Origin of the sequence: Alkalihalobacillus sp. R86527 (assembly GCF_042466185.1) — a bacterium.
GTDB lineage: Bacteria > Bacillota > Bacilli > Bacillales > Guptibacillaceae > Guptibacillus.
This window is the reverse complement of record NZ_JAXHBW010000001.1, coordinates 2817894-2837800: the sequence shown is the minus strand read 5'-3', so window position 1 is coordinate 2837800 and position 19907 is coordinate 2817894. Positions and strand designations below refer to the sequence as shown.

Genomic DNA, 19907 nt, shown 5'->3' with positions numbered 1-19907 from the left:
GGGGTACAGCATGAGTGAAAGAAGCCTTGATGATGTGTTGAAGAGAGTGAAAGATGGAAGTTTGGAAGTCGATGAAGCAAAGATGCTCTTGTCGTCGTTTGAAGATATCGGTTTTGCGAAGGTGGATCATCAGAGAGAGGATCGAACGGGGTTTCCTGAAGTGGTATTTGGGGAGGGGAAAACGGTCCCACATATGATCGATATTATTCGATCACTCAAAAAGAACACGAATCGCGTATTGGCGACAAGGGTGACAGAAGAAAAAGCGGCTGCGATCATGCAGGAAGTACCTGATCTTGAATACAATGAAGCGGCGCGCACGTTATTTTGGAGACATCCAGACGAACCGGTTCTTCTTTATAAAGGCTATATCGCTGTATTGTGTGCAGGAACGTCAGATCTTCCTGTTGCAGAGGAAGCGGCTGTGACGGCTGAAGCGTTCGGTGCTTCTGTGAAGCGGATGTACGATGTGGGCGTAGCTGGAATTCATCGGTTGTTTCATCATCTTGAGGAAATCGAACAAGCAACAGTAGCGATTACGGTTGCAGGGATGGAAGGTGCGCTTACAAGCGTTGTTGGTGGACTGATCAGCAATCCGATCGTTGCGGTTCCGACGAGCGTGGGATACGGAGCAAACTTCCAAGGTCTTTCTTCGCTCCTTTCAATGCTGAACGCTTGCTCACCTGGTATCAGTGTGATGAACATCGACAATGGATTTGGTGCAGGCTATTATGCGACGTTAATACATAAAAACCATCGGGATACGAAGATAGAGGGTGAAAGAGGATGAGAACGTTATATTTAGATTGTTTTTCAGGCATTAGTGGCGATATGTCGATTGGTGCGCTCGTGGATCTTGGCGCAGATCCTCGTCTGCTTGAACGTGAGATTAAGAAACTAGCGATCGATTCTGAATACAAGCTTGAATGCAATAAAGTTGTGAAAAAGGGTGTTTCTGCAACGAAGTTTGATGTGATTTTAACTGAGCAGGAGGGCCATCATCATCGGCATTACTCTGACATCGTTGAATTGATCAAGAAAGCTGAGTTTAATGAAAATGTGACGGCGATGGCGCTTTCGATTTTTGAAATGATCGGGAAAGCGGAAGCGAAGATTCATAATATGCCGTTTGAGAAGGTGCATTTTCACGAAGTCGGTGCAGTCGATTCGATCGTGGATATTGTCGGGACAAGCATTCTGCTCGATTCGCTCGATATCTCACGCGTGGTGGCATCCCCTGTTCCGGTTGGGAATGGGCGCATTCGAATCGCGCATGGTGTTTATCCAGTTCCAGCACCTGCAACGCTAGAAGTCTTAAAAGGGATACCCATTGAGAAGACCGACATCAAAGGGGAGATCACGACGCCTACAGGTGCTGGCATTCTAGCTGCGCTCGTGTACGAGTTTGGGCTGATGCCGTCTATGACAATCATGGCTGTTGGCTATGGAGCGGGGACGAAGGATTTCCCAGATCATCCGAATGTGCTACGTGCGGTAATAGGTGGCTCATAAGAGGAAGGGGGCGAGGTGATGTCACAGCGTTTTCCACATCATGAAGAACATATCGACAGTAGCATGATCAAGGTAGAAGTAAACCTGGATGATATGCCTGGGGAGTGGCTTGGTTACGTGATGGAAGCGTTATTCGATCTTGGTGCGAACGATGTTTTCTATACACCGATCTACATGAAGAAAAATCGCCCTGGGGTGATGCTTCAACTACTATGTGAGAGTGCGAAATTAGACGAGGTAAAGTCGCTTCTTTTTCAGGAAACGACGACGCTCGGTCTTAGGTATTATCCGATTTCGGTTCATCGTCTAGAGAGGGCGTTTTATCAAGTTGAAACAGCTCTTGGCTCTGTCACGGTGAAACAGGGTATTCATCAAGGAGTCGTTGTAGAGAATGCCCCAGAATATGAAGAGTGCAGAGCGATTGCGGAGGAATATCACCTCCCAATCAAGGAAGTGTATCGACTAGTGTGGGAGAAAATTAGAGAGGAAGAAAAAAATGGTCAGTAGCTTAACATCGGTGTTACTCGTTGGACTCATACTCGGTATCAAGCACTCGATCGAGCCTGATCATGTGATCGCGGTATCGACCGTCGCGAGTGATACGAAGAAATGGTGGCGTTCTTCGTTAGCAGGGGTTTACTGGGGAATTGGCCATACCGCAACGCTTTTTGTTGTCGGGATGATGGTCATCGCATTGAAAGGCACGATCCCTGAAGGCTGGTCGCTCTGGATGGAGCTGATCGTCGGGGTGATGCTTATTTATTTAGGGTGTATGAGTATCCTTACTTCTAGACGTGAGAAGAATGGCGAGCGTGAGAAGCGTCCGTTTCTCAAGTCAGCCGTGATCGGTAGCATCCACGGATTAGCGGGGAGTGGCGCATTGGTTCTCCTCACAATGTCAGCGGTCGATGGGATCTTAGAAGGCGCACTATATATTGCGGTGTTTGGATTAGGAACGGTCGTTGGGATGCTGTTTTTCACAACGGTCATTGCGATTCCGTTTCTTTTGAGCAATCGTAAAAGCATCCACTACAACCTTACGCGCTTCACTGGCTTAATCAGCGTGCTGTTCGGTGTGTATTATATGTATAGCGTGTGGTAGCGGTCTCTTAAGTAACAATCAAAAAGCGAGGGAGATATGATGGAAACAACCTTACTATACGGAAAAGAAAACCTGTCCATTGAACTACCCGACGATGCATTCGTAATCGAACCGAAAAACCTCCAGCCATTGGAGGACGAAAAGCGTGGTATCAAAGAAGCGCTCGACAACCCGATCGGCACACCGCCTCTGAAAGAGATGGTGAAGGCGTCCGATACGGTTGCGATCGTGATCAGTGATATCACGAGACCAACGCCGAATCATCTTCTTGTACCACTCTTGATCGAAGAGCTCAGTCATGTCCCACACGAAAACTTCGTGATCATCAATGGAACAGGGACGCACCGCGACCAGACGCGTGAAGAATTTGTAAGGATGCTTGGTGAGTGGGTGGTCGATAACATCCGCATCGTGAACAACCAGTGTCACGACAAGGAGACGCTCGTGAACCTTGGTGAAAGTCAGTTTGGCTGCGATGTGTATTTGAACAAAGAGTATGTAGAGGCTGACTTCAAGATTGTAACAGGCTTTATCGAACCGCATTTCTTCGCAGGATTCTCAGGAGGTCCAAAGGGAATTATGCCTGGGATCGCTGGCATCGAAACGATCATGACGTTTCATAACGCAAGGATGATCGGTGATCCGCTTGCGACGTGGGGAAACATGGTGAATAATCCTGTGCAAGATATGACAAGAGAAATCAACTCGATGTGTAAAGCAGATTTCATGTTGAACGTGACCTTGAACAAAGAGAAAGAAATCACGGAAGTGTTCGCTGGTGAACTATACGAAGCGCACGACCGGGGCTGTGCGTATGCGAAGGAGCATGCGATGGTGAAATGTGATGAACGGTTTGATGTTGTGATCACATCGAATTCAGGCTATCCACTCGATCAAAACTTGTATCAGGCGGTAAAAGGGATGAGTGCGGCGCACAAGATCGTGAAAAAGGGTGGCGCGATTCTCGTCGCTTCAGAATGTTCGGATGGTCTTCCAGGTCACGGGAATTTTGCGAAAATTTTTGAGATGGCCAATAGTCCTGAGGAATTACTTGAGATGATCAATAATCCGGAATTCAAGATGTTCGATCAGTGGCAGGTACAGAAGCAAGCGGTCATCCAGACGTGGGCGGACGTTCATGTGTATTCCATGCTTCGTGATGAAGAAGTTGCTGGCGCGATGCTGAAACCGATGACGAGCATCGAAGGGACGTTAGAGGAATTAAAGAAGACAAAGGGAGACGATTTGACGGTCGCGGTGCTGCCGCTGGGACCGTTAACGATTCCATATATTGAAGAATGACGCTCGTTTTGGGCGTCATTCTTTTTTTTTATAAGCTGCGAAAGATGGCGTGAGTTGCTAAACCTAGTCGTGACAAGGATTGCAGGAGTTTCTATTTCCATATTTTATCAACATCTGTCAGGTAACTGGAATTAATTATTATTATATTTAAAAAAATCAGACAAATTTGAAAGTTCGTGTTGTAATAGTGAGAAAATTGTGAGTATAATACTTGTAGGACGACCGACGTAGGAGGTTGTTCCAATTTACAAAAAGTGGTGATTTTGATGAAATTGGCAACCCGGTCATTGTATCTTCAGGCCAGAGACATGATTTTTGATTTGATCAATGACAATTTAGAACCGATGGACAAGATCCCTTCCGAGCAAAAGTTATCCAAAGAGTTGGGAGTTAGTCGAAATACAATTCGTGAAGCGATACGAACGTTAGAGCAAGAAGGATTCTTATTCTCAAGACAAGGGGTCGGAACCTTCGTGATCGGATCGAAGAACAGCTTGAAAACAAACATTTCGACGCTTGAGAGCTCGACGAACATCATCAAAGCGCACGGATACAATCCTGGAACGGTCAACGTCCTATCTTCCGTTCAACGCGTATCACAAGACATGAAGAAGACGCTTTCGCTACATGATGAGGAAGAGAACATCTTCTACATCGAACGTGTACGAACGGCGAACAATGATCCTGTTGTCTATGTAGAAGATTATGTGCCATACCGAATCGGGATGGAGAATGAATACCAGGAGAGTTATTACGAATCTCTTCTCGACTTCTTAGAGAATTATGACCTGAGCGTCTCCTTCTCAGTGTGTTCCATCAAAGCCGTTATCAGTGACGAGAAAATCGCATCCAAGCTTGAGTTGAAAGAACAAAGTGCACTTCTCCTTCTGAAGCAAACGCACTATTCCAATATTGGACAACCTGTCTTATATTCCGACAGTTACTATTTAAGCGACAACTTCGAATTCAACGCCATTCGAAAAAGAGGATAAAGGAGGGTTACATAGTCCGTCGATGTCAGGTCAGCAAGTCACGTTTACTAAAAAGGAGGAAAATGAAATGAGTAAAGTCGTACAAGCTGTTTCAAATAGCCGGAAAATGAAAGGGCTTACAACGGTCGATATCGTATTGATGGCGATCCTCGCAATCGTGAATGGTGTAGCCATGACGTATCTCGCAATGTTAAATCAGCTTCTTACTGCACTTGGTGGACCGATTCTTACATCTGTCACGTTAGGCCTTTATAGTATCTCTGGAGTTCTTGCAGCTTATATCATTCGGAAGCCCGGGGCAGCGTTCTTCACATTAACGCTTGCTGGAGTGGTTCAAATCATCTCCGGAAATCCAAACGGACTGATTTCCATGACAGCAGCAATGACGGATGGCCTCGGTGTCGAGCTAGGGTTCATGCTTTTCCGTTACAAGCGTTGGGACTGGATTAGTACTGGTGTTGCTGGCCTGCTCGCTGTACCGCTTTGGTTCATCATCGCAGCCTTCTGGTTCGGTTATTACAAGTGGGGAATGTCGATCTTGATTATCGCTTTCGTCGTACGTTGCTTCAGTGGACTGCTTCTCTCTGGGTGGTTGAGTAAGATGATCGGTGACCTGCTAGTGCGTACAGACATCTTGAAAGGATTCGGTATTCATAAACAGCAGAAGAAGAAGGGAGTGGATGTGAATGAAACCCATCATTCAGCTTAAAGACGTTACTTACATTTATGAAGATGAGACGGAGCCGGTCTTAAAGGATTGTTCTCTTGAAATTAATGAAGGTGAGTTCGTCTTGATCGTAGGACCGAGTGGTTGCGGAAAGAGTACCCTCTGTCAGACGTTCAACGGGATCATCCCGAACGTGATGGAAGGGCGAATCGGTGGCGAGATCAATGTGGATCAGAAGAATGTTCTCGAACTTGATCTGAAAGATTTATCAACAAGTATGGGTCTTGTGTTCCAGGATCCCGACGCTCAGCTTTGTAATATTTACGTAGAAGATGAAGTCGCATTTGCTCCTGAGAACTTGAAAGTCGATCCTGTTGAGATCCGAGGGCGAATTCAAGATTGCCTCGATAAGGTTGGGATGACTGGCTTTGAGAATCGAAAGGTCTTTGAATTATCGGGTGGGCAAAAGCAAAAGGTCGGTATCGCTTCCGTGCTTGCGATGGAGCCACAGATCTTAGTGCTTGATAATGCGACGGCAAACCTTGATCCGCAGGCGACAAAAGATATCTTCGACCTTCTTCAAGTCCTGCATAAGGAGTTCGGTCATACAATCATCGTTGTAGAAAACAAAATCGATGACATCATGCACCTCGTTGATCGTGTTGTCGTGATGGAAGATGGGACAATCATTCAATCCGGTACGCCGCAAGAAGTGTTGGAAACGTCGATCGATTTGCTGACGGACATGGGCGTATGGGTACCAGAGATTTCAGAGCTCGCGATTCAACTGAAAGAGAGAGGAATGACGTTCGATCGCTTCCCGATTTCTGTTGATGATGCTGCTCAAGAACTTGAAGGAAGATGGAGGTCTGAAGCTCCAATCGTCCCTTCAAATGATGTTCCGCAATTGCAGCCCGAAGCTCTCAAGGTGAAAGGGCTCAATTACCATTACCCTAACGGTACCCAAGCTTTAAAGGATGTAAACTTCTCCATCAAAAAAGGAGACTTTGTAACGATACTCGGGACGAATGGTTCCGGTAAGACAACGCTTGTGAAGCATTTGATGGGCATCATCCGCCCGCCGAAAGGCAAGGTTTTCTTGAAAGGAAACGATACGTTCAAGCGTGACCTTCTGTCGATGACGGATGATATCGGCTACGTGTTCCAGAATCCTGAACATCAATTCGTGGCTGACAACGTGTTTGAGGAAGCGATCTATAGCTTGAAGGTAAAACACGGCATTGAGAGCGATGATGAACTGCCTGATGATATTAAAGAGCAAGGTGTACGAGCGCTCATGGACGTTAACCTTTTGGATCAGAAAGATAAACACCCGTTCATGCTGAGTGGCGGTGAAAAGAGACGACTTAGTGTTATCGCGTCCCTTATTCTAGGTCAGGATATCGTCATTCTTGATGAACCGACTACTGGACAAGATTATGCGAGTGCGACAAAGCTATTAGAACTTTGTAAAGATCTCCAGAAGCAAGGCAAGACGGTCATCATGATTACGCATGACATTCGCCTCGTTTGTAAGTGGGCTGATTCAGCGCTCGTTATGCACCAGGGTGAACTGATCTATGACGGAGATGTGAAACGACTCTTCATGAATGAAGATGTGTTGACGAAGGCGTCGTTGATCGAACCACCGATTTCGCTTCTCGCTAAGCGCTTAGTTCCATCTTTGAGAGATGAAGCGGTGATCACGATCGAAGACTTCCTATTAACAGAAGAGAGGGTGAAACAAGTCCTATGAGCTTAGCATTCCAATTCTATGAGAAGAAGTCGTTCATGCACTCTCTTGATCCTGTGACAAAACTTGTGTGGATGGTATGTATCTCGATTCTCGTATTCATCTATGAAACTGCCATTCCACAGCTTCTGCTGTTCGCAGCGATTCTCACAGTCGCATTATTCTTTGCGAAATTAAGTCTTGGATTTGTGTTTCGAGGGATATGGATCATGCTGTTGTTCAGTATTGGATTCTTCGTCTTACAGGTGATCCTCGTTCCAGGTGAAACACTGCTTTATAACCTGGGGCCCATCGCGATTTATTCCGAGTCGCTTGATTTCGCACTAGCGATCACGATTCGAATTCTAACCATTTTCACAACATCACTCGTTTTCGTGGCAACGAGCGATCCGAGGGATATCGTCATCTCGTTAACACAAAAGATGAAGGTCCCTTATCGCTATGCCTATTCGATCTTCGTTGCACTACGATTCGTTCCAACGCTTGAACAAGAAGCGAAAGTCATCGAAGCAGCACAAACGATTCGAGGCGTAGGAAAGCAAAAAGGATTGAAGAACAAAGCGGAGAACTTGAAGCGATTTACGCTACCCCTTCTGATGGGAGCGATTCGACGAGTTCGGACGACTGCAAACACGATGGAAGCGAAAGGGTACGGCGCTTACCAGGATCGGACGTATATCCGGACGATCAAATACAACGCACAAGGAATCACATTCGGCGTTGCCTGGTGTGCACTCACTGTTACCTTACTATCCATGAAACTACTATGAAGGGGGGAAGCTATGGATGGAAGAAATGAAGTTTGAAGTTGCTTATATGCCGAAAGAAGTGAAGGAAGATGTTCCTCAAGTGTGTGTTCTCGTCGATGTGCTAAGAGCAACGACGGCGATGGTAACCATGCTTGACCAGGGATGTTCAGAGATCATGTTGACCGATGATGAAAAGCGAACAGTAAATGAAGTTGGCGTCGATCAGAACACGCTTGTCTGTGCAGAAGATTTATACGGCAATGTGTCCGAGCATGCACAGTTCAGTCCATCGCTTATCTCGATCAATTCGATGGACTTGAAGGATAAGCGCGTCATTCTAAAAACAACGAATGGCACGCTTGCCGGATTCACGCTTTGGAATTCTGGCAACCAGCATGTGCTCGTCGGTTCACTGCGAAATGCAAAAGCGGTGATGGATAAAGCGGTCCAGATGGCTGACGAGCTTGGAGTGGGAGTCATCATCGTCTGTGCTGGTCGTGAGAACGGCCAGATCGCAGCACTCGATGATGCTTACACAGCGGGGATCTTACTAGAGTATGGAAAGCGAGCAGCTGAAACGTTGAATCGCGTCCCACTTGTGAAGGATTCCGGAAAGATTAGTAGTCATCTTTTAGAAAGGTACCCAGGCACAGTCGAAGCATTCGAGGATTCTGGTAGTGGTGAAACGATGAGACGAATCGGATGCAAAGAAGATATCAAACTATGTTCAGTTGAAAACCTTTCAGATTTAGCCCCTGTCCTTGAGTTCTCTGAAAACAGTTCTATCGTAGTAAAAAATATGAATGAGGTGGTTTACAAATGACGAATTGGAAATCAAACGCATCGAAACCGGTAATGGACGAAGGCCTACAATATCACATCCGTTGTAAAGAAGGCGACGTTGAGAAGTACGTGTTGCTACCAGGTGACCCTGATCGTGTGGACATGATCGGTGATGAGTGGACAGAATCTCGTAAGATCGCAAACTATCGTGAGCACCGTACGTTCAGTGGAAAAGTCGGCGAAGTCGGCATCACAGCTTGTTCAACAGGAGCTGGTGGTGGATCGACGGCAAGTGCATTCGAAGAACTAGCAGCATTAGGTGGCGATACGTTCTTACGAGTTGGTACAACAGCAGCGATACAGGAACACATCGATCCAGGCGATATCATCATTTCTTCAGGAGCAGTTCGACACGATGGAACGAGCCAGTTCTATGTGGACGATCGCTACCCTGCAAGCGCTCATTATGAAGCGACGTCAGCGCTAGTAGAAGCTGCTGAACGACTTGGTTATACATACCACGTAGGTGTTTCGTGTTCAACGGCATCTTGGTATTGCGGACAAGGACGAACTGGTTTGAACGGGTATGAGCAATCGTTCTTCAAAGATAAACTACAGGATCTGAACAAAGCTGGTGTTATGAACTTTGAAATGGAAGCAGCGACGATCTTCACGCTTGCTGGACTATACGGCTTACGCGCTGGATCGGTTTGTACGGTAGTTGCGAATCGAATTCGTGATGAATTCTCGTACGGTGGTGTTGAGAAGAGTATCCGCGTTGCGAATCTAGCTGTTCAAATTTTAGCTGAATGGGATCAATTGAAGAAGGATCGCAAAAAGAACTACTGGTTCCCATCAATGACAGAAGGTACAACAGTAAAAGGTTAAGGAGGACTCACATTATGATCGAAGTCGATACAGCAAAAGGAATGTTCATCAACGGTGAATGGGTGACATCAGATTCAAAGCTCGAAGTGTTCAACCCTGCGACAAGAGAGAAGATTACAGAGATTCCATCAGGCGGAACGAAGGAAGCAAAGCTTGCAATCGCGTCCGCACAAGAAGCGTTCGAACCCTGGGCCGAGTTAACGGCCAGGGAACGATCGACTTACCTTTATAAAGCGTACCACCTTATGCTCGAACGAAAAGAAAAGCTAGCGGCTATTCTTACTGAAGAGCAGGGGAAACCACTGAAGGAAGCACGCGGAGAGATCGAATTCGCGGCAAGCTTCCTCCTCTGGTACGCAGAAGAAGCGAACCGTGTGTATGGTGAGATGATCCCATCTTCAAAGAAAAACAAACGTCTCTGGGTCGTCCCAAAAGCGATCGGTGTTGTAGCAGCGATCACACCTTGGAACTTCCCAGCGGGTATGATCACAAGAAAGGTCGGTCCAGCGCTAGCTGCTGGGTGTACGGTCGTTCTCAAACCGGCTGAACAAACGCCTCTAACTGCGATCGAAATCGTGAAGATCTTTGAAGAAGTTGGCTTGCCGAAGGGTGTATTAAACATCGTTGTTGGTGATGCAGCTGAGATCGGAAAAGAGATCATGGATAGTTCAGCAGTAAGACTCGTCACGTTCACGGGATCGACTGAAGTTGGAAAGCTTCTGATGGAAAATAGCGCTCAAACGGTGAAAAAGCTTGCGCTTGAGCTCGGTGGTCACGCACCGCTCATCGTGTTCGAAGATGCTGATCTCGATCTCGCTGTCGATCAAGCGATCGCGAGTAAATATCGAAACTGCGGTCAAACGTGTATCTGTACGAACAGACTCTACGTGCATTCGAGCGTACGCGATGTGTTCGTAGAGAAGCTCGAGAAGAAAGTACGCGAGCTTCATGTAGGAAACGGTGCCGATGAATCGGTCGATGTAGGACCACTCATCGATAACAGTGGCCTCGATAAAGTGAAAGACCAAGTGGAAGACGCGTTATCGAAAGGTGCGATGCTTCTGACTGGTGGAAAGCAGTGGGAAGGTCCAGGCGGGTATTTCTTTGAACCTACCATTCTATCGAACGTAACGAACGACATGAAGATCATGTCAGAAGAAACGTTCGGACCAGTCGTTCCGATCCAGACATTCGATCGCGATGAAGATGCGGTAGCAGCAGCGAATGATACCGACTATGGTCTCGCTTCATTCCTTTTCACAAACAGCTTGAATAGAGCGATCAAGGTGATGGAGAAGCTCGATTACGGCATCATCGGGATCAACGATGTGTTCCCAGGTACAGCAGAAGCACCGTTTGGCGGAATTAAGGAGTCCGGACTTGGCAAAGAGGGTGGCCATGAAGGAATCAAAGAATATCTTGAGATGAAGTACGTGTCAGTCGCCCTTTCAGACAAGCTGTAAAAAGGAGAATTCATGATGAGATATCCACAGATGGTGAAGGTGAAACAGCGTTTTCCTTCAGAGAAAATCGAAAACATCGCGCAACATCTGACAGAGGAGCTTAAGAGTCAGCTCCCAGCTGTTCAGAGCGGGGATCGAATCGCGATTACTGTAGGGAGTCGTGGGATTTCCAATCGCGTCAGCATTGTCAAAACGGTCGTCGATTATTTGAAAGGTCAGAACGCAGAACCTTTTATCATCGGTGCGATGGGTAGTCATGGCGGTGGGACGCCTGAAGGGCAGATGGATGTGCTCGAAAGCCTCGGATTTACAGAGGAGGCGATCGGGTGTCCCGTCCGCACTTCTTCAACAGTTGTCGAGGTAGGAACGACAGAAAGTGGATTCACCCTTTATTGTGATGAGTCAGCATGGGAATCTGATGGCATCATCGTGATGAACAGAGTGAAGTTACATACCGCATTCCGCGGTCCGAATGAGAGCGGGTTATTGAAAATGATCACGGTTGGTCTTGGAAAAGCAAAGGGTGCGAATCAGCTGCACCGGCAGGGACCACCGAACATGTCGAAGACAGTTCAAGAAGTCGGAAGCGGCATGCTTGATACCGGTAAGATCCTAGCTGGAATCGCCATCGTCGAGAACAGCTACGATGAAACCGCGCATCTTGAAGTAATCCGGCCAGAATCGATGCTTGAGCGTGAGCGGGAGTTATTGCTTCGTTCGAGAGAGTACTTCCCGATGATTCCGGTCGATCACTTAGATGTGTTGGTTGTGAAAACGATGGGGAAGAACTTCAGCGGAACCGGGATGGATACAAACGTTCTCGGGAGAACTAAGATTTTTGGGGTACCCGAGCCAGAGACGCCTTCGTTTAAACGGATCGGTGTTCTTGATCTCGATGAATCCTCACACGGAAATGCGACAGGAATTGGACTAGCAGATCTGACAACAGAGCGATTGTTTCAAAAGGTCGATCGGCAGAAAACGTATTTGAACTGTTTGACGAGTACGTACGTTCAGCGAGCGATGATTCCGATGGTGCTCGATACGGATCAAGAGCTTGTGAAGACCGCGATCGATAGTTTGGCAGTTGACGATCCATCATCGTTACGTGTTGCCATCATTGAAAACACGCTCGATCTTGAAACGCTGTACCTTTCACAGAATGTGATTGAGGAAGCAGGAGAGCAAATAGATATTGTATCAGACCCAGAACCGATCCCTTTTACAAAGGACGGAGAGTTGAACTATTTCAAAGAAAGCGCAGGTGGAGACAATTGACGAAGTCACAAACTTCTTACGGAGATGCAGGATTTAGTGAATTTATCAGAATGGCGTTCAGTCGTCATCTTGGACATGACAAGGAAGATTATAACAAGCCGGTGATCGGGATTTGTAATACGTTCAGTGAGATCAACCGCTGTCATAGTCATGTGAAGCCGATGGTGGAAGCGATCAAACGTGGTGTCATCATGGAAGGTGGTACGCCGCTCGAGTTTCCGACAATCTCAGTCGGTGAGATGTTCACGAGTCCGACGACGATGCTGTACCGTAATCTCGTTGCGATGGATACAGAGGAGATGATCACAGCGCAACCGATCGACGGAACCGTTATGATCGGTGGTTGTGACAAGATGGCTCCAGCTCAGCTGATGGGAGCTGCGAGTGCTGACAAACCTGCGCTTCTCTTTACGGGTGGACCGATGAACAACGGTCACTACAAAGGAAGAACGCTCGGAGCATGCTCTGATTGCCGTTTCTTCTGGCAGGAATACAAAGCAGGCACGGTCGATGAAGAAGAAATCGGCGAGATCAATGAGCGTCTTGCACCAACAGCAGGTCACTGTATGGTGATGGGCTCTGCGAGTACGATCGCAGCGTGTGCGGAAGCGATGGGTATGATGCTTCCTGGAGGAGCTGCAACACCAGCAACTGAAAACGAGCGGATGCGTCTCGCCCAGGAAACAGGTCGTGCGATCGTTCGTCTTGTGAAAGCGGGAATCAAACCATCTGACATCATGACGAAGGAGTCGTTCCATAATGCGATCAAAACGCTGATGGCTGTTGGCGGGTCAACGAACGCGGTCATCCACTTGATTGCGATCGCAAGACGTCTTGGCATCACAATAACGCTTGCTGATTTCGAAGCGCACAGCAGAACGACGCCGTTCCTTGCGAACATGAGACCGGCTGGAAAGTATCAGATGCAGGACCTTTACTACGCAGGCGGCATTTCTGCCGTGTTGAAAGAGCTTGCGCCGATCCTTCATCTCGATGAGCTAACGGGTACTGGAAAGACGCTTGGTGAGAACTTAGCGGATGTTGAGATCGACGAGGTGTACCGTGACATTATCCGCCCGCTCGATGATCCACTACATAAAGAAGGTGGCATTGCGGTATTGAAGGGGAATCTAGCGCCGAATGGTGCGATCATCAAGCCGAAAGCTGCAACGGAGGAACTTCTGAAGCATAAAGGAAAAGCGGTTGTCTTCACGTCGCTTGACGATATGGCTGAGCGCATCAACGACCCAGATCTTGATGTGACGCCTGAAAGCGTACTCGTGCTCCAAAACGCAGGACCTGTCGGAGCTCCAGGAATGCCAGAAGCGGGTATGATTCCGATTCCGGACAAACTCCTGAAGCAGGGCGTTCGAGATATGGTGCGCTTATCGGATTGTCGGATGAGTGGCACGGCGTTCGGTACCGTTCTCTTGCACGTTGCGCCTGAAGCTGCTGTTGGAGGACCGATCGGTTTAATCCAGGATGGCGATTGGATCGAACTTGATGTTGATACAAGAAAGCTAGAGTTGCTCGTTTCGGAAGAAGAGCTTGCGGAAAGAAAGAGTCGCTGGACGCCACCTGTGTTTGAAAATTACAACCGTGGCTATCCGCTTCTATATCGTCGTAGCGTGCTGCAAGCTGATGAAGGATGCGACTTTGATTTCATGCTTCCTGTTCAGGACATTAAGGCGCAAGAGGAGAAAAAGGAATCCGTGTCAGGAGCGAGCTCTAGATGAAGGAAATTCTACTAGCTCTTTTAGCCGGCGTGTTGATTGGGATCATTTTCAAAGTGATTCGTCTTCCGATCCCTGCCCCACCTGTTCTCGCAGGTGTGGTCGCGATCTTTGGGGTATGGCTTGGTGCTTACGGATTAACCTTTTTGATGGAAAAATTGACGAATTAAGGGGGAAGATCGAGTGAAGGTTGGATTAATCGGAGGAACAGGTTTTTATGACTTGTTCGGTACGCTAGAAGACATCGTGATGGCAACTCCTTATGGAGATGTGACCCTGTTCAAAGGGGAGCATGGTGATAAAGAAGTTTATTTTCTTCCACGACATGGGACAACGCACGGTGTATTAGCACCTGACGTGAACTATCGAGCGAATATGATCGCATTGAAAATGGTGGGTGTCGAGCGGGTTCTGGCTGTTTCAGCTGTCGGGTCGGTTAACCCTGACATTCAGGTTGGAGCGGTTTCTCTGCTCGATCAATTTGTCGATATGACGAAAAGAAGGCAGCAAACGTACGGCGAATTTTCAGCCGATATGACGGAGCCATTCTGTCATGAGATGAAGGCTTCAGTCCAGGGTGCTGCGAGAATGCTCGGGTTAACCTTGCATGAAGACGTTACGCTTGTCGGAGTAGATGGACCGATCTATGAAACGCGTCATGAACTGCAGCTTTTCCGTTCGTGGGGCATGGATGTTGTCGGCATGACGAATACGACCGAAGCGGCGCTCGCACGTGAGCTCGGCCTTTGCTTTTCTGTTATTACCCTTTCGACTGATATGGCGACTGGATTTGCTGAGAAGCCTCCGAATCTTGAAGCGCACCGAAAAGTGGCAGAAGAGAACAAAGGGAAGATGAAGGATCTTGTGTTGCAAACGATAAGTGACCTTGAACGAAATCAGGATTGTGCTTGTACCGTGCCATATCAAAACGCACGGTTAGCGGCGCATTAATTATAAGGAGGTTTTTCGTAGATGAAGATCGGGATTATTGGTGGAACTGGATTTTATAATCTACTCGATGGCATGCAAGAGAAAACGGTAAGTACGGAGTATGGCGATGTGACGGTTTTCCAATCGGTGTATGAAGGAAAAGAAGTGACCTTTCTACCGAGACATGGGAAGCATCATGATACGCTTGCGCCGTTCGTGAACTACCGTGCGAATATGCTGGCATTAAAAGAGTTAGGAATCGAGCGCGTTCTTGCATTCTCAGCAGTCGGTGCGATCAATCCTGATATTGGCGTCGGAAGCTTATCGCTTCTCAATCAGTTTGTTGATTTCACAACGCGTCCGAAAACATACGGCAAGTTCTCCGTCGATATTACAGAGCCGTTCTGTCCAGAGCTACAGAGTGCGTACCGGAAATCAGCCGTTGCGATCGATGAGCCCCTTCGCGAAGACACGAAGCTCATCTGTGTGGATGGTCCAAGGTATGAGACGAAAGCAGAAGTTCAGCTCTACGGGGCATGGGGCATGGACGTTGTTGGGATGACGAATGCGACAGAAGCATCGCTCGCACGAGAGCTAGGCATCTGTTATGCGGTCGTGACACTCGCGACAAACATGGCACCAGGCGTCACCGAGACAAAACCATCGTTAAAAGCGCACAAAGCGGTTAGTGAAAGCAAGCGTGAGAAAGTGAAAGAATTGATGCTAGAAGCGATCAAAGCTGCAGGTGAAAGAGAAAGCTGTTCATGTCCTGAAGCGTACGAGCGTGCTACGGTCGCGAATTCGTAATCGATGCCTCATAAAACACTTATCAAACAGCCGTTCATCGTCTCGAACCATCCTTCGTTCGGAAACCAAAAAGGGTCCGTGTTCATCGAAGGAGATCGGATCACGCATGTGATCACAGAGCATGAAACGCGTTTGCTAGAAGAATTGACACATCTAGCTGATGAGGTCATCGATGCTGAAAGCGATATCCTCATTCCAGGAATGGTGAATAGTCATTACCACTCCTACACAAATGTATTAAAAGGAACGGTGAACAATCTCCCACTTGAGCTGTGGACACTCTATACAGTAGCGTACGGACACGCGCTTGAAGAGGAAGATGTGTACCTTTCTGCATTAGTAGGGTGTATCGAAATGATGAAGGCTGGTGTCACGAGCTGTGTTGACCATTTTCCTCATATCGGGAAATCGGAAGCGGCTCTCTCAGCATATGAAGAATCAGGGATGAGGGTCGCGTTCGCGCCGATGATGCATGATGTTCCGGATGAGGAATTCTTTGAATTGTATTTGCCAGATTCACTCAGGAGCAAGTCAAAAGGTGCCTCTCCAGCCGAGATGAAGAGCTTTTATCGCTCACTTCTATCACCTTATCATAAGCGCGATGGGAGAATCGAAATTCAGCTTGGTCCAAATGCACCGCAGCGTTGTTCATCTGAGATGCTCGATGTGTGTAAAGAACTCAGTGAGATGGAGGGACTTCGCGTTCATACGCATCTGTTAGAAACGAAGGTGCAGCGATTGCAGGGAGATCTCGCGTTTGAAGGTGGGGTGGTTGGGCATCTCGATCGTGCCGGGCTGATCGACGAAAACCTATCTGTCGCCCACGCGGTGTGGTTGAATTCTTCAGAAATTGCGCTTTTACGAAGTCGTGGTGTAGCCATTGTTCATAATCCAGCTAGTAATCTCTTGCTTGGAAGTGGCGTTGCACCGATTCCTTCGTTTAGTAAACAGGGAGGTCACGTCGCGATTGGAACGGATGGTTCGAACTGCGGGACGAATCAGAATCTATTCGAAGCGATGCGGTTGACCACGTTGATTCAGCGGGTGGGTCAGGACTATCGCTCCTGGCTCGATGCGGAAGATGTGTTTCGGATGGGGACGACGTCAGGTGCTACCGTTTTAGGAAAAGAAAACGAGCTTGGGAGAATCGTAGAAAACGATCTAGCCGATCTCGTGTTACTAGATGGAAAGACAAGTATGCTGTCCCCACTTAACGATCCGGTGTCACAGCTTGTTCATCAGGAAAACGGTCGATCCGTTAAGTCGGTCATGGTCAATGGAAAGTGGACAGTGAAAGAAGGAACGCTTCTAACGATCGATGAAGAGAATGTTCTGAGAGTCGTAAGTGAACGACGCGACGCAATGATGAATCGGTGTCGTGAACCGTTAGAGCGGGCAGGTCGATTGAGACCCTATTTCGAGCAGGTTATATCCAACTACAATTTCCAGTGAGAGGGGCTACCACATGAATGAAATGCTGTTGAAAAAGGAACTTGCTTATATTTCTCATAAAGTCTATGGAAGAGGATTAACGCAGGCTACAGGTGGAAATATCAGTGTACGCGTACCAGAGCGAGATGCCATCTTGATCAAGCGGTCTGGTGTTAGTCTTGGAGAAGTTACTGCAGAAGATGCGCTATTGCTTTCGATGGACGGCGAGGTGATCGAAGGATTCGGCACGCCTTCGAAAGAGTTTCGGTTTCACCTCGGTATCTATCAAGCGCGACCCGATGTCAATGCTGTCGTTCACTGTCATCCGAACTACTCGATCGGTTACGCCTGCTTGGGAAGAGAGCTTCCATTGCCTACAGTAACGGCAAGGAAAATTCTCGAACATGTACCTGTAGCAGGGACGGCTCCATCCGGTTCATTGGATCTCGCTGAGAACGTCACGCGAGTTTTCCAAACATATCCCACGATCAAAGCATGTTTGATGGAGGAGCACGGAATCTGTGCCGTTGGAGATTCACTCGAAAAAGCGTATAACATCGCAACGCTTGTTGAAGATACCGCGAAGCAATCGTTCATTGTTGAACAGTTGAAAGCCAGTATGCCTACAGCCGTCACAAATTCCTAGTAAAGGGTGAGCGTTTTGAAACGTATAGAAGAATTAGTGCGATCATTTCAGGAACAAGAACTTCTGCTACCCATTTGGTTCGAGGATGAAAAGCTTCACTTTATCGATCAGAAGAAGCTTCCGTTCGAATCATATATCCACTCGACAACGGACGTGAACGATCTCGCTTTAGCGATCAAGAATATGACCATTCGTGGTTCTGGTGCGATCGGAACGTGCGGGGCGTGGGGAATCTATCTTGCGGCGTTACAGTCAAAAGGCGACCTTGCGTATGTGCTGAAGGCAGGAAGACTGTTAAAGCAAACGCGTCCGACAGCTGTCAACTTGATGAAAACGGTTGATGAAATGCTTTCTGTCGCAACCGGGAGCGGGGAAGAGCTCATCGAACGAATTGAACAGAAAACCGTTGAGATTCTTGAAAGACAGCTGGCTTTTGAACATGAGCTCGGCCGCAATGGTGCTGAGATGATCGAGGATGGCGACGCGATTCTGACGCACTGTCATTCAGGTGCACTAGCAGGCTCAGGCTATGGTGGACGAGCATTGTCCGTCATTCGAAAAGCTCATGAACAAGGGAAGAGTATTCATGTGTATACATGTGAAACGCGCCCTTATTTACAAGGAGCGAGAATCACCGCATATGAGCTGAAGAAATTCGGCATCCCCCACACCCTCATCACAGACAATATGTCTGGCTACTTGATGAGTCGAGGAAAGGTGCAGAAGGTCGTCGTTGGGTCAGACCGGGTCGCAGGGAACGGTGACTTAGCGAACAAAGTTGGAACGTATATGCACGCGCTCGCTGCAAAAGCGAACGGTGTCCCTTTTTATACAGCGACGTCGAGTCATACGATCGATCATGATGTAGAAGCTGGTCGTGAGATTGAAGTCGAGTTTCGCGATCCATCTGAAGTCACTTCATTTCAAAATCGACCGATCGCGCCAGAAGGAACGAACGCGCTTTATCCATCATTCGATATCACGCCGAATGAGCTGATCGCAGGCATCATCACGGAAAAAGGCGTCATGACGGCTCCTTATACATCAACGTTACAAAACCTGCGAGCAACTGTCGCATCTAGAGTCTAGTCATACGCCCAAACGCCCCACCCTCCCGACACATAGACTATTGTGTAGGAATAACAGAGGGGGGCTTTTGTTGTATAACGCGTATGGAAGACCTGTGTATCATACCGGTCATAGTGGCTATATTCCAGGGGTTGGATACCATCACGGACACGGCACGTATGTACCTGGCTATGGTTATCACCATGGGCAAGGCACGTATGCACCGGGTTACGGCTACCATCATGGTCAAGGTGGATATGCTCCTGGATACGGCTATCATCACGGTCATAGCGGCTACTATCCGGGCTATGGTTATCATCATGGACATGGAACGGTGTATCGATAGGGAAGTAGGAATCATGGGGAGTGCTCATGGTTCTTTTTTGTGTTGCGGATGAATGATGGGAAGTGGGGGGGTGGGGTTGTCCGGTTTCGCCGATATATTTTGAGTATCGCTGATAAAATTGATTTTTCGCTGATAAAAGGGGGAGAATCGCTGATATAATCATAATTTCGCCGATATCCGCCCCCGAGCGCCCTCCTCATCCTTTCCGGAGCGCATTAAAAAAACCGAAAGTCCGCTTAGGACGCTCGGTTTAGTTCGTAAGTGACTCTTTCAAACAACTACGGCAGTAAATCTTGCCGCTTTCTTTGAAGTATTTCTTAAGGTGCGTCATCCCAAGCCCATCTTGTAAGTTACCTTGGAAAAAGTAGTCTTCTAAGTACTCAATCTTCTTTTTACAAACGTCACAATAGATTTTTGCGGTAAACAGAGCGATCCCTCCAATGTGTAACTAGTCACA

At 47.7% G+C, this 19907-nt stretch carries 19 protein-coding genes and 1 pseudogene; all 20 read left to right on the top strand.

The annotated features are described in order from the left end of the window. Nucleotides 1–10 precede the first annotated feature (10 nt). Nucleotides 11–790 carry a nickel pincer cofactor biosynthesis protein LarB gene (gene larB / locus SJY16_RS14800; RefSeq protein ID WP_377890335.1) on the top strand — a complete coding sequence of 260 codons (780 nt, stop codon included), beginning with the start codon at nt 11–13 and terminating at the stop codon, nt 788–790. Next, nucleotides 787–2019, top strand: a pseudogene (gene larC, locus SJY16_RS14795) (nickel pincer cofactor biosynthesis protein LarC). The gene larB and the pseudogene larC overlap by 4 nt, the downstream one beginning before the upstream one ends. After that, nucleotides 2009–2614, top strand: coding sequence for an urease accessory protein UreH domain-containing protein (locus tag SJY16_RS14790; RefSeq protein WP_377890333.1), 606 nt, complete (start codon nt 2009–2011; stop codon nt 2612–2614). Before larC ends, SJY16_RS14790 begins: the two are co-directional and overlap by 11 nt. 39 nt (nt 2615–2653) lie before the next feature. Then, complete coding sequence (gene larA, locus SJY16_RS14785) at nt 2654–3916, top strand: nickel-dependent lactate racemase (RefSeq protein ID WP_377892269.1); 1263 nt, start codon at nt 2654–2656, stop codon at nt 3914–3916. A 266-nt stretch (nt 3917–4182) separates the two neighbouring features. Further along, complete coding sequence (locus SJY16_RS14780) at nt 4183–4908, top strand: GntR family transcriptional regulator (protein ID WP_377890331.1); 726 nt, start codon at nt 4183–4185, stop codon at nt 4906–4908. A 67-nt stretch (nt 4909–4975) separates the two neighbouring features. Continuing rightward, nucleotides 4976–5617, top strand: coding sequence for an ECF transporter S component (locus SJY16_RS14775; RefSeq protein ID WP_377890329.1), 642 nt, complete (start codon nt 4976–4978; stop codon nt 5615–5617). Then, the gene (locus SJY16_RS14770; RefSeq protein ID WP_377890327.1) at nt 5595–7331 is read left to right on the top strand and encodes an ABC transporter ATP-binding protein; all 1737 of its coding nucleotides are present in this window, start codon (nt 5595–5597) and stop codon (nt 7329–7331) included. Before SJY16_RS14775 ends, SJY16_RS14770 begins: the two co-directional genes overlap by 23 nt. Then, nucleotides 7328–8098: an energy-coupling factor transporter transmembrane component T family protein gene (locus tag SJY16_RS14765; RefSeq protein ID WP_377890325.1), complete on the top strand. Its 771-nt coding sequence runs from the start codon at nt 7328–7330 to the stop codon at nt 8096–8098. Before SJY16_RS14770 ends, SJY16_RS14765 begins: the two co-directional genes overlap by 4 nt. Before the next feature lie 16 nt (nt 8099–8114). After that, nucleotides 8115–8900 (top strand): 2-phosphosulfolactate phosphatase, encoded by a 786-nt coding sequence (locus tag SJY16_RS14760; RefSeq protein ID WP_377890324.1) that lies wholly within the window; start codon nt 8115–8117, stop codon nt 8898–8900. Then, nucleotides 8897–9748 carry a nucleoside phosphorylase gene (locus tag SJY16_RS14755; RefSeq protein WP_377890322.1) on the top strand — a complete coding sequence of 284 codons (852 nt, stop codon included), beginning with the start codon at nt 8897–8899 and terminating at the stop codon, nt 9746–9748. The genes SJY16_RS14760 and SJY16_RS14755 overlap by 4 nt, the downstream gene beginning before the upstream one ends. 14 nt (nt 9749–9762) lie before the next feature. Beyond that, on the top strand, nt 9763–11211 hold the full coding sequence (locus SJY16_RS14750; protein WP_377890320.1) for an NAD-dependent succinate-semialdehyde dehydrogenase: 1449 nt from the start codon (nt 9763–9765) through the stop codon (nt 11209–11211). A gap of 12 nt (nt 11212–11223) precedes the next feature. Continuing rightward, entirely contained in the window at nt 11224–12489 is a 1266-nt protein-coding gene (locus SJY16_RS14745) for a nickel pincer cofactor-dependent isomerase, group 22 (RefSeq protein ID WP_377890318.1), read from the top strand. Continuing rightward, nucleotides 12486–14225 carry a dihydroxy-acid dehydratase gene (locus tag SJY16_RS14740; RefSeq protein WP_377890316.1) on the top strand — a complete coding sequence of 580 codons (1740 nt, stop codon included), beginning with the start codon at nt 12486–12488 and terminating at the stop codon, nt 14223–14225. The genes SJY16_RS14745 and SJY16_RS14740 overlap by 4 nt, the downstream gene beginning before the upstream one ends. After that, nucleotides 14222–14392: a XapX domain-containing protein gene (locus tag SJY16_RS14735; RefSeq protein ID WP_224880583.1), complete on the top strand. Its 171-nt coding sequence runs from the start codon at nt 14222–14224 to the stop codon at nt 14390–14392. The genes SJY16_RS14740 and SJY16_RS14735 overlap by 4 nt, the downstream gene beginning before the upstream one ends. A 13-nt stretch (nt 14393–14405) precedes the next feature. Continuing rightward, a complete protein-coding gene (locus SJY16_RS14730) occupies nt 14406–15173 on the top strand; it encodes an MTAP family purine nucleoside phosphorylase (protein ID WP_377890314.1) in 768 nt (255 codons plus the stop codon). A gap of 21 nt (nt 15174–15194) precedes the next feature. Further along, complete coding sequence (locus tag SJY16_RS14725; RefSeq protein WP_377890313.1) at nt 15195–15959, top strand: MTAP family purine nucleoside phosphorylase; 765 nt, start codon at nt 15195–15197, stop codon at nt 15957–15959. Nucleotides 15960–15962: 3 nt separating this feature from the next. After that, nucleotides 15963–17411: an amidohydrolase family protein gene (locus SJY16_RS14720; RefSeq protein ID WP_377890311.1), complete on the top strand. Its 1449-nt coding sequence runs from the start codon at nt 15963–15965 to the stop codon at nt 17409–17411. A gap of 13 nt (nt 17412–17424) precedes the next feature. Further along, nucleotides 17425–18036 carry a class II aldolase/adducin family protein gene (locus SJY16_RS14715; protein WP_377890309.1) on the top strand — a complete coding sequence of 204 codons (612 nt, stop codon included), beginning with the start codon at nt 17425–17427 and terminating at the stop codon, nt 18034–18036. Nucleotides 18037–18051: 15 nt separating this feature from the next. Further along, nucleotides 18052–19125, top strand: a complete 1074-nt coding sequence (gene mtnA / locus SJY16_RS14710; protein ID WP_377890308.1) for an S-methyl-5-thioribose-1-phosphate isomerase — start codon at nt 18052–18054, stop codon at nt 19123–19125. A gap of 70 nt (nt 19126–19195) precedes the next feature. Next, nucleotides 19196–19450: a hypothetical protein gene (locus tag SJY16_RS14705; protein ID WP_377890306.1), complete on the top strand. Its 255-nt coding sequence runs from the start codon at nt 19196–19198 to the stop codon at nt 19448–19450. The last annotated feature ends 457 nt before the right edge of the window (nt 19451–19907 follow it).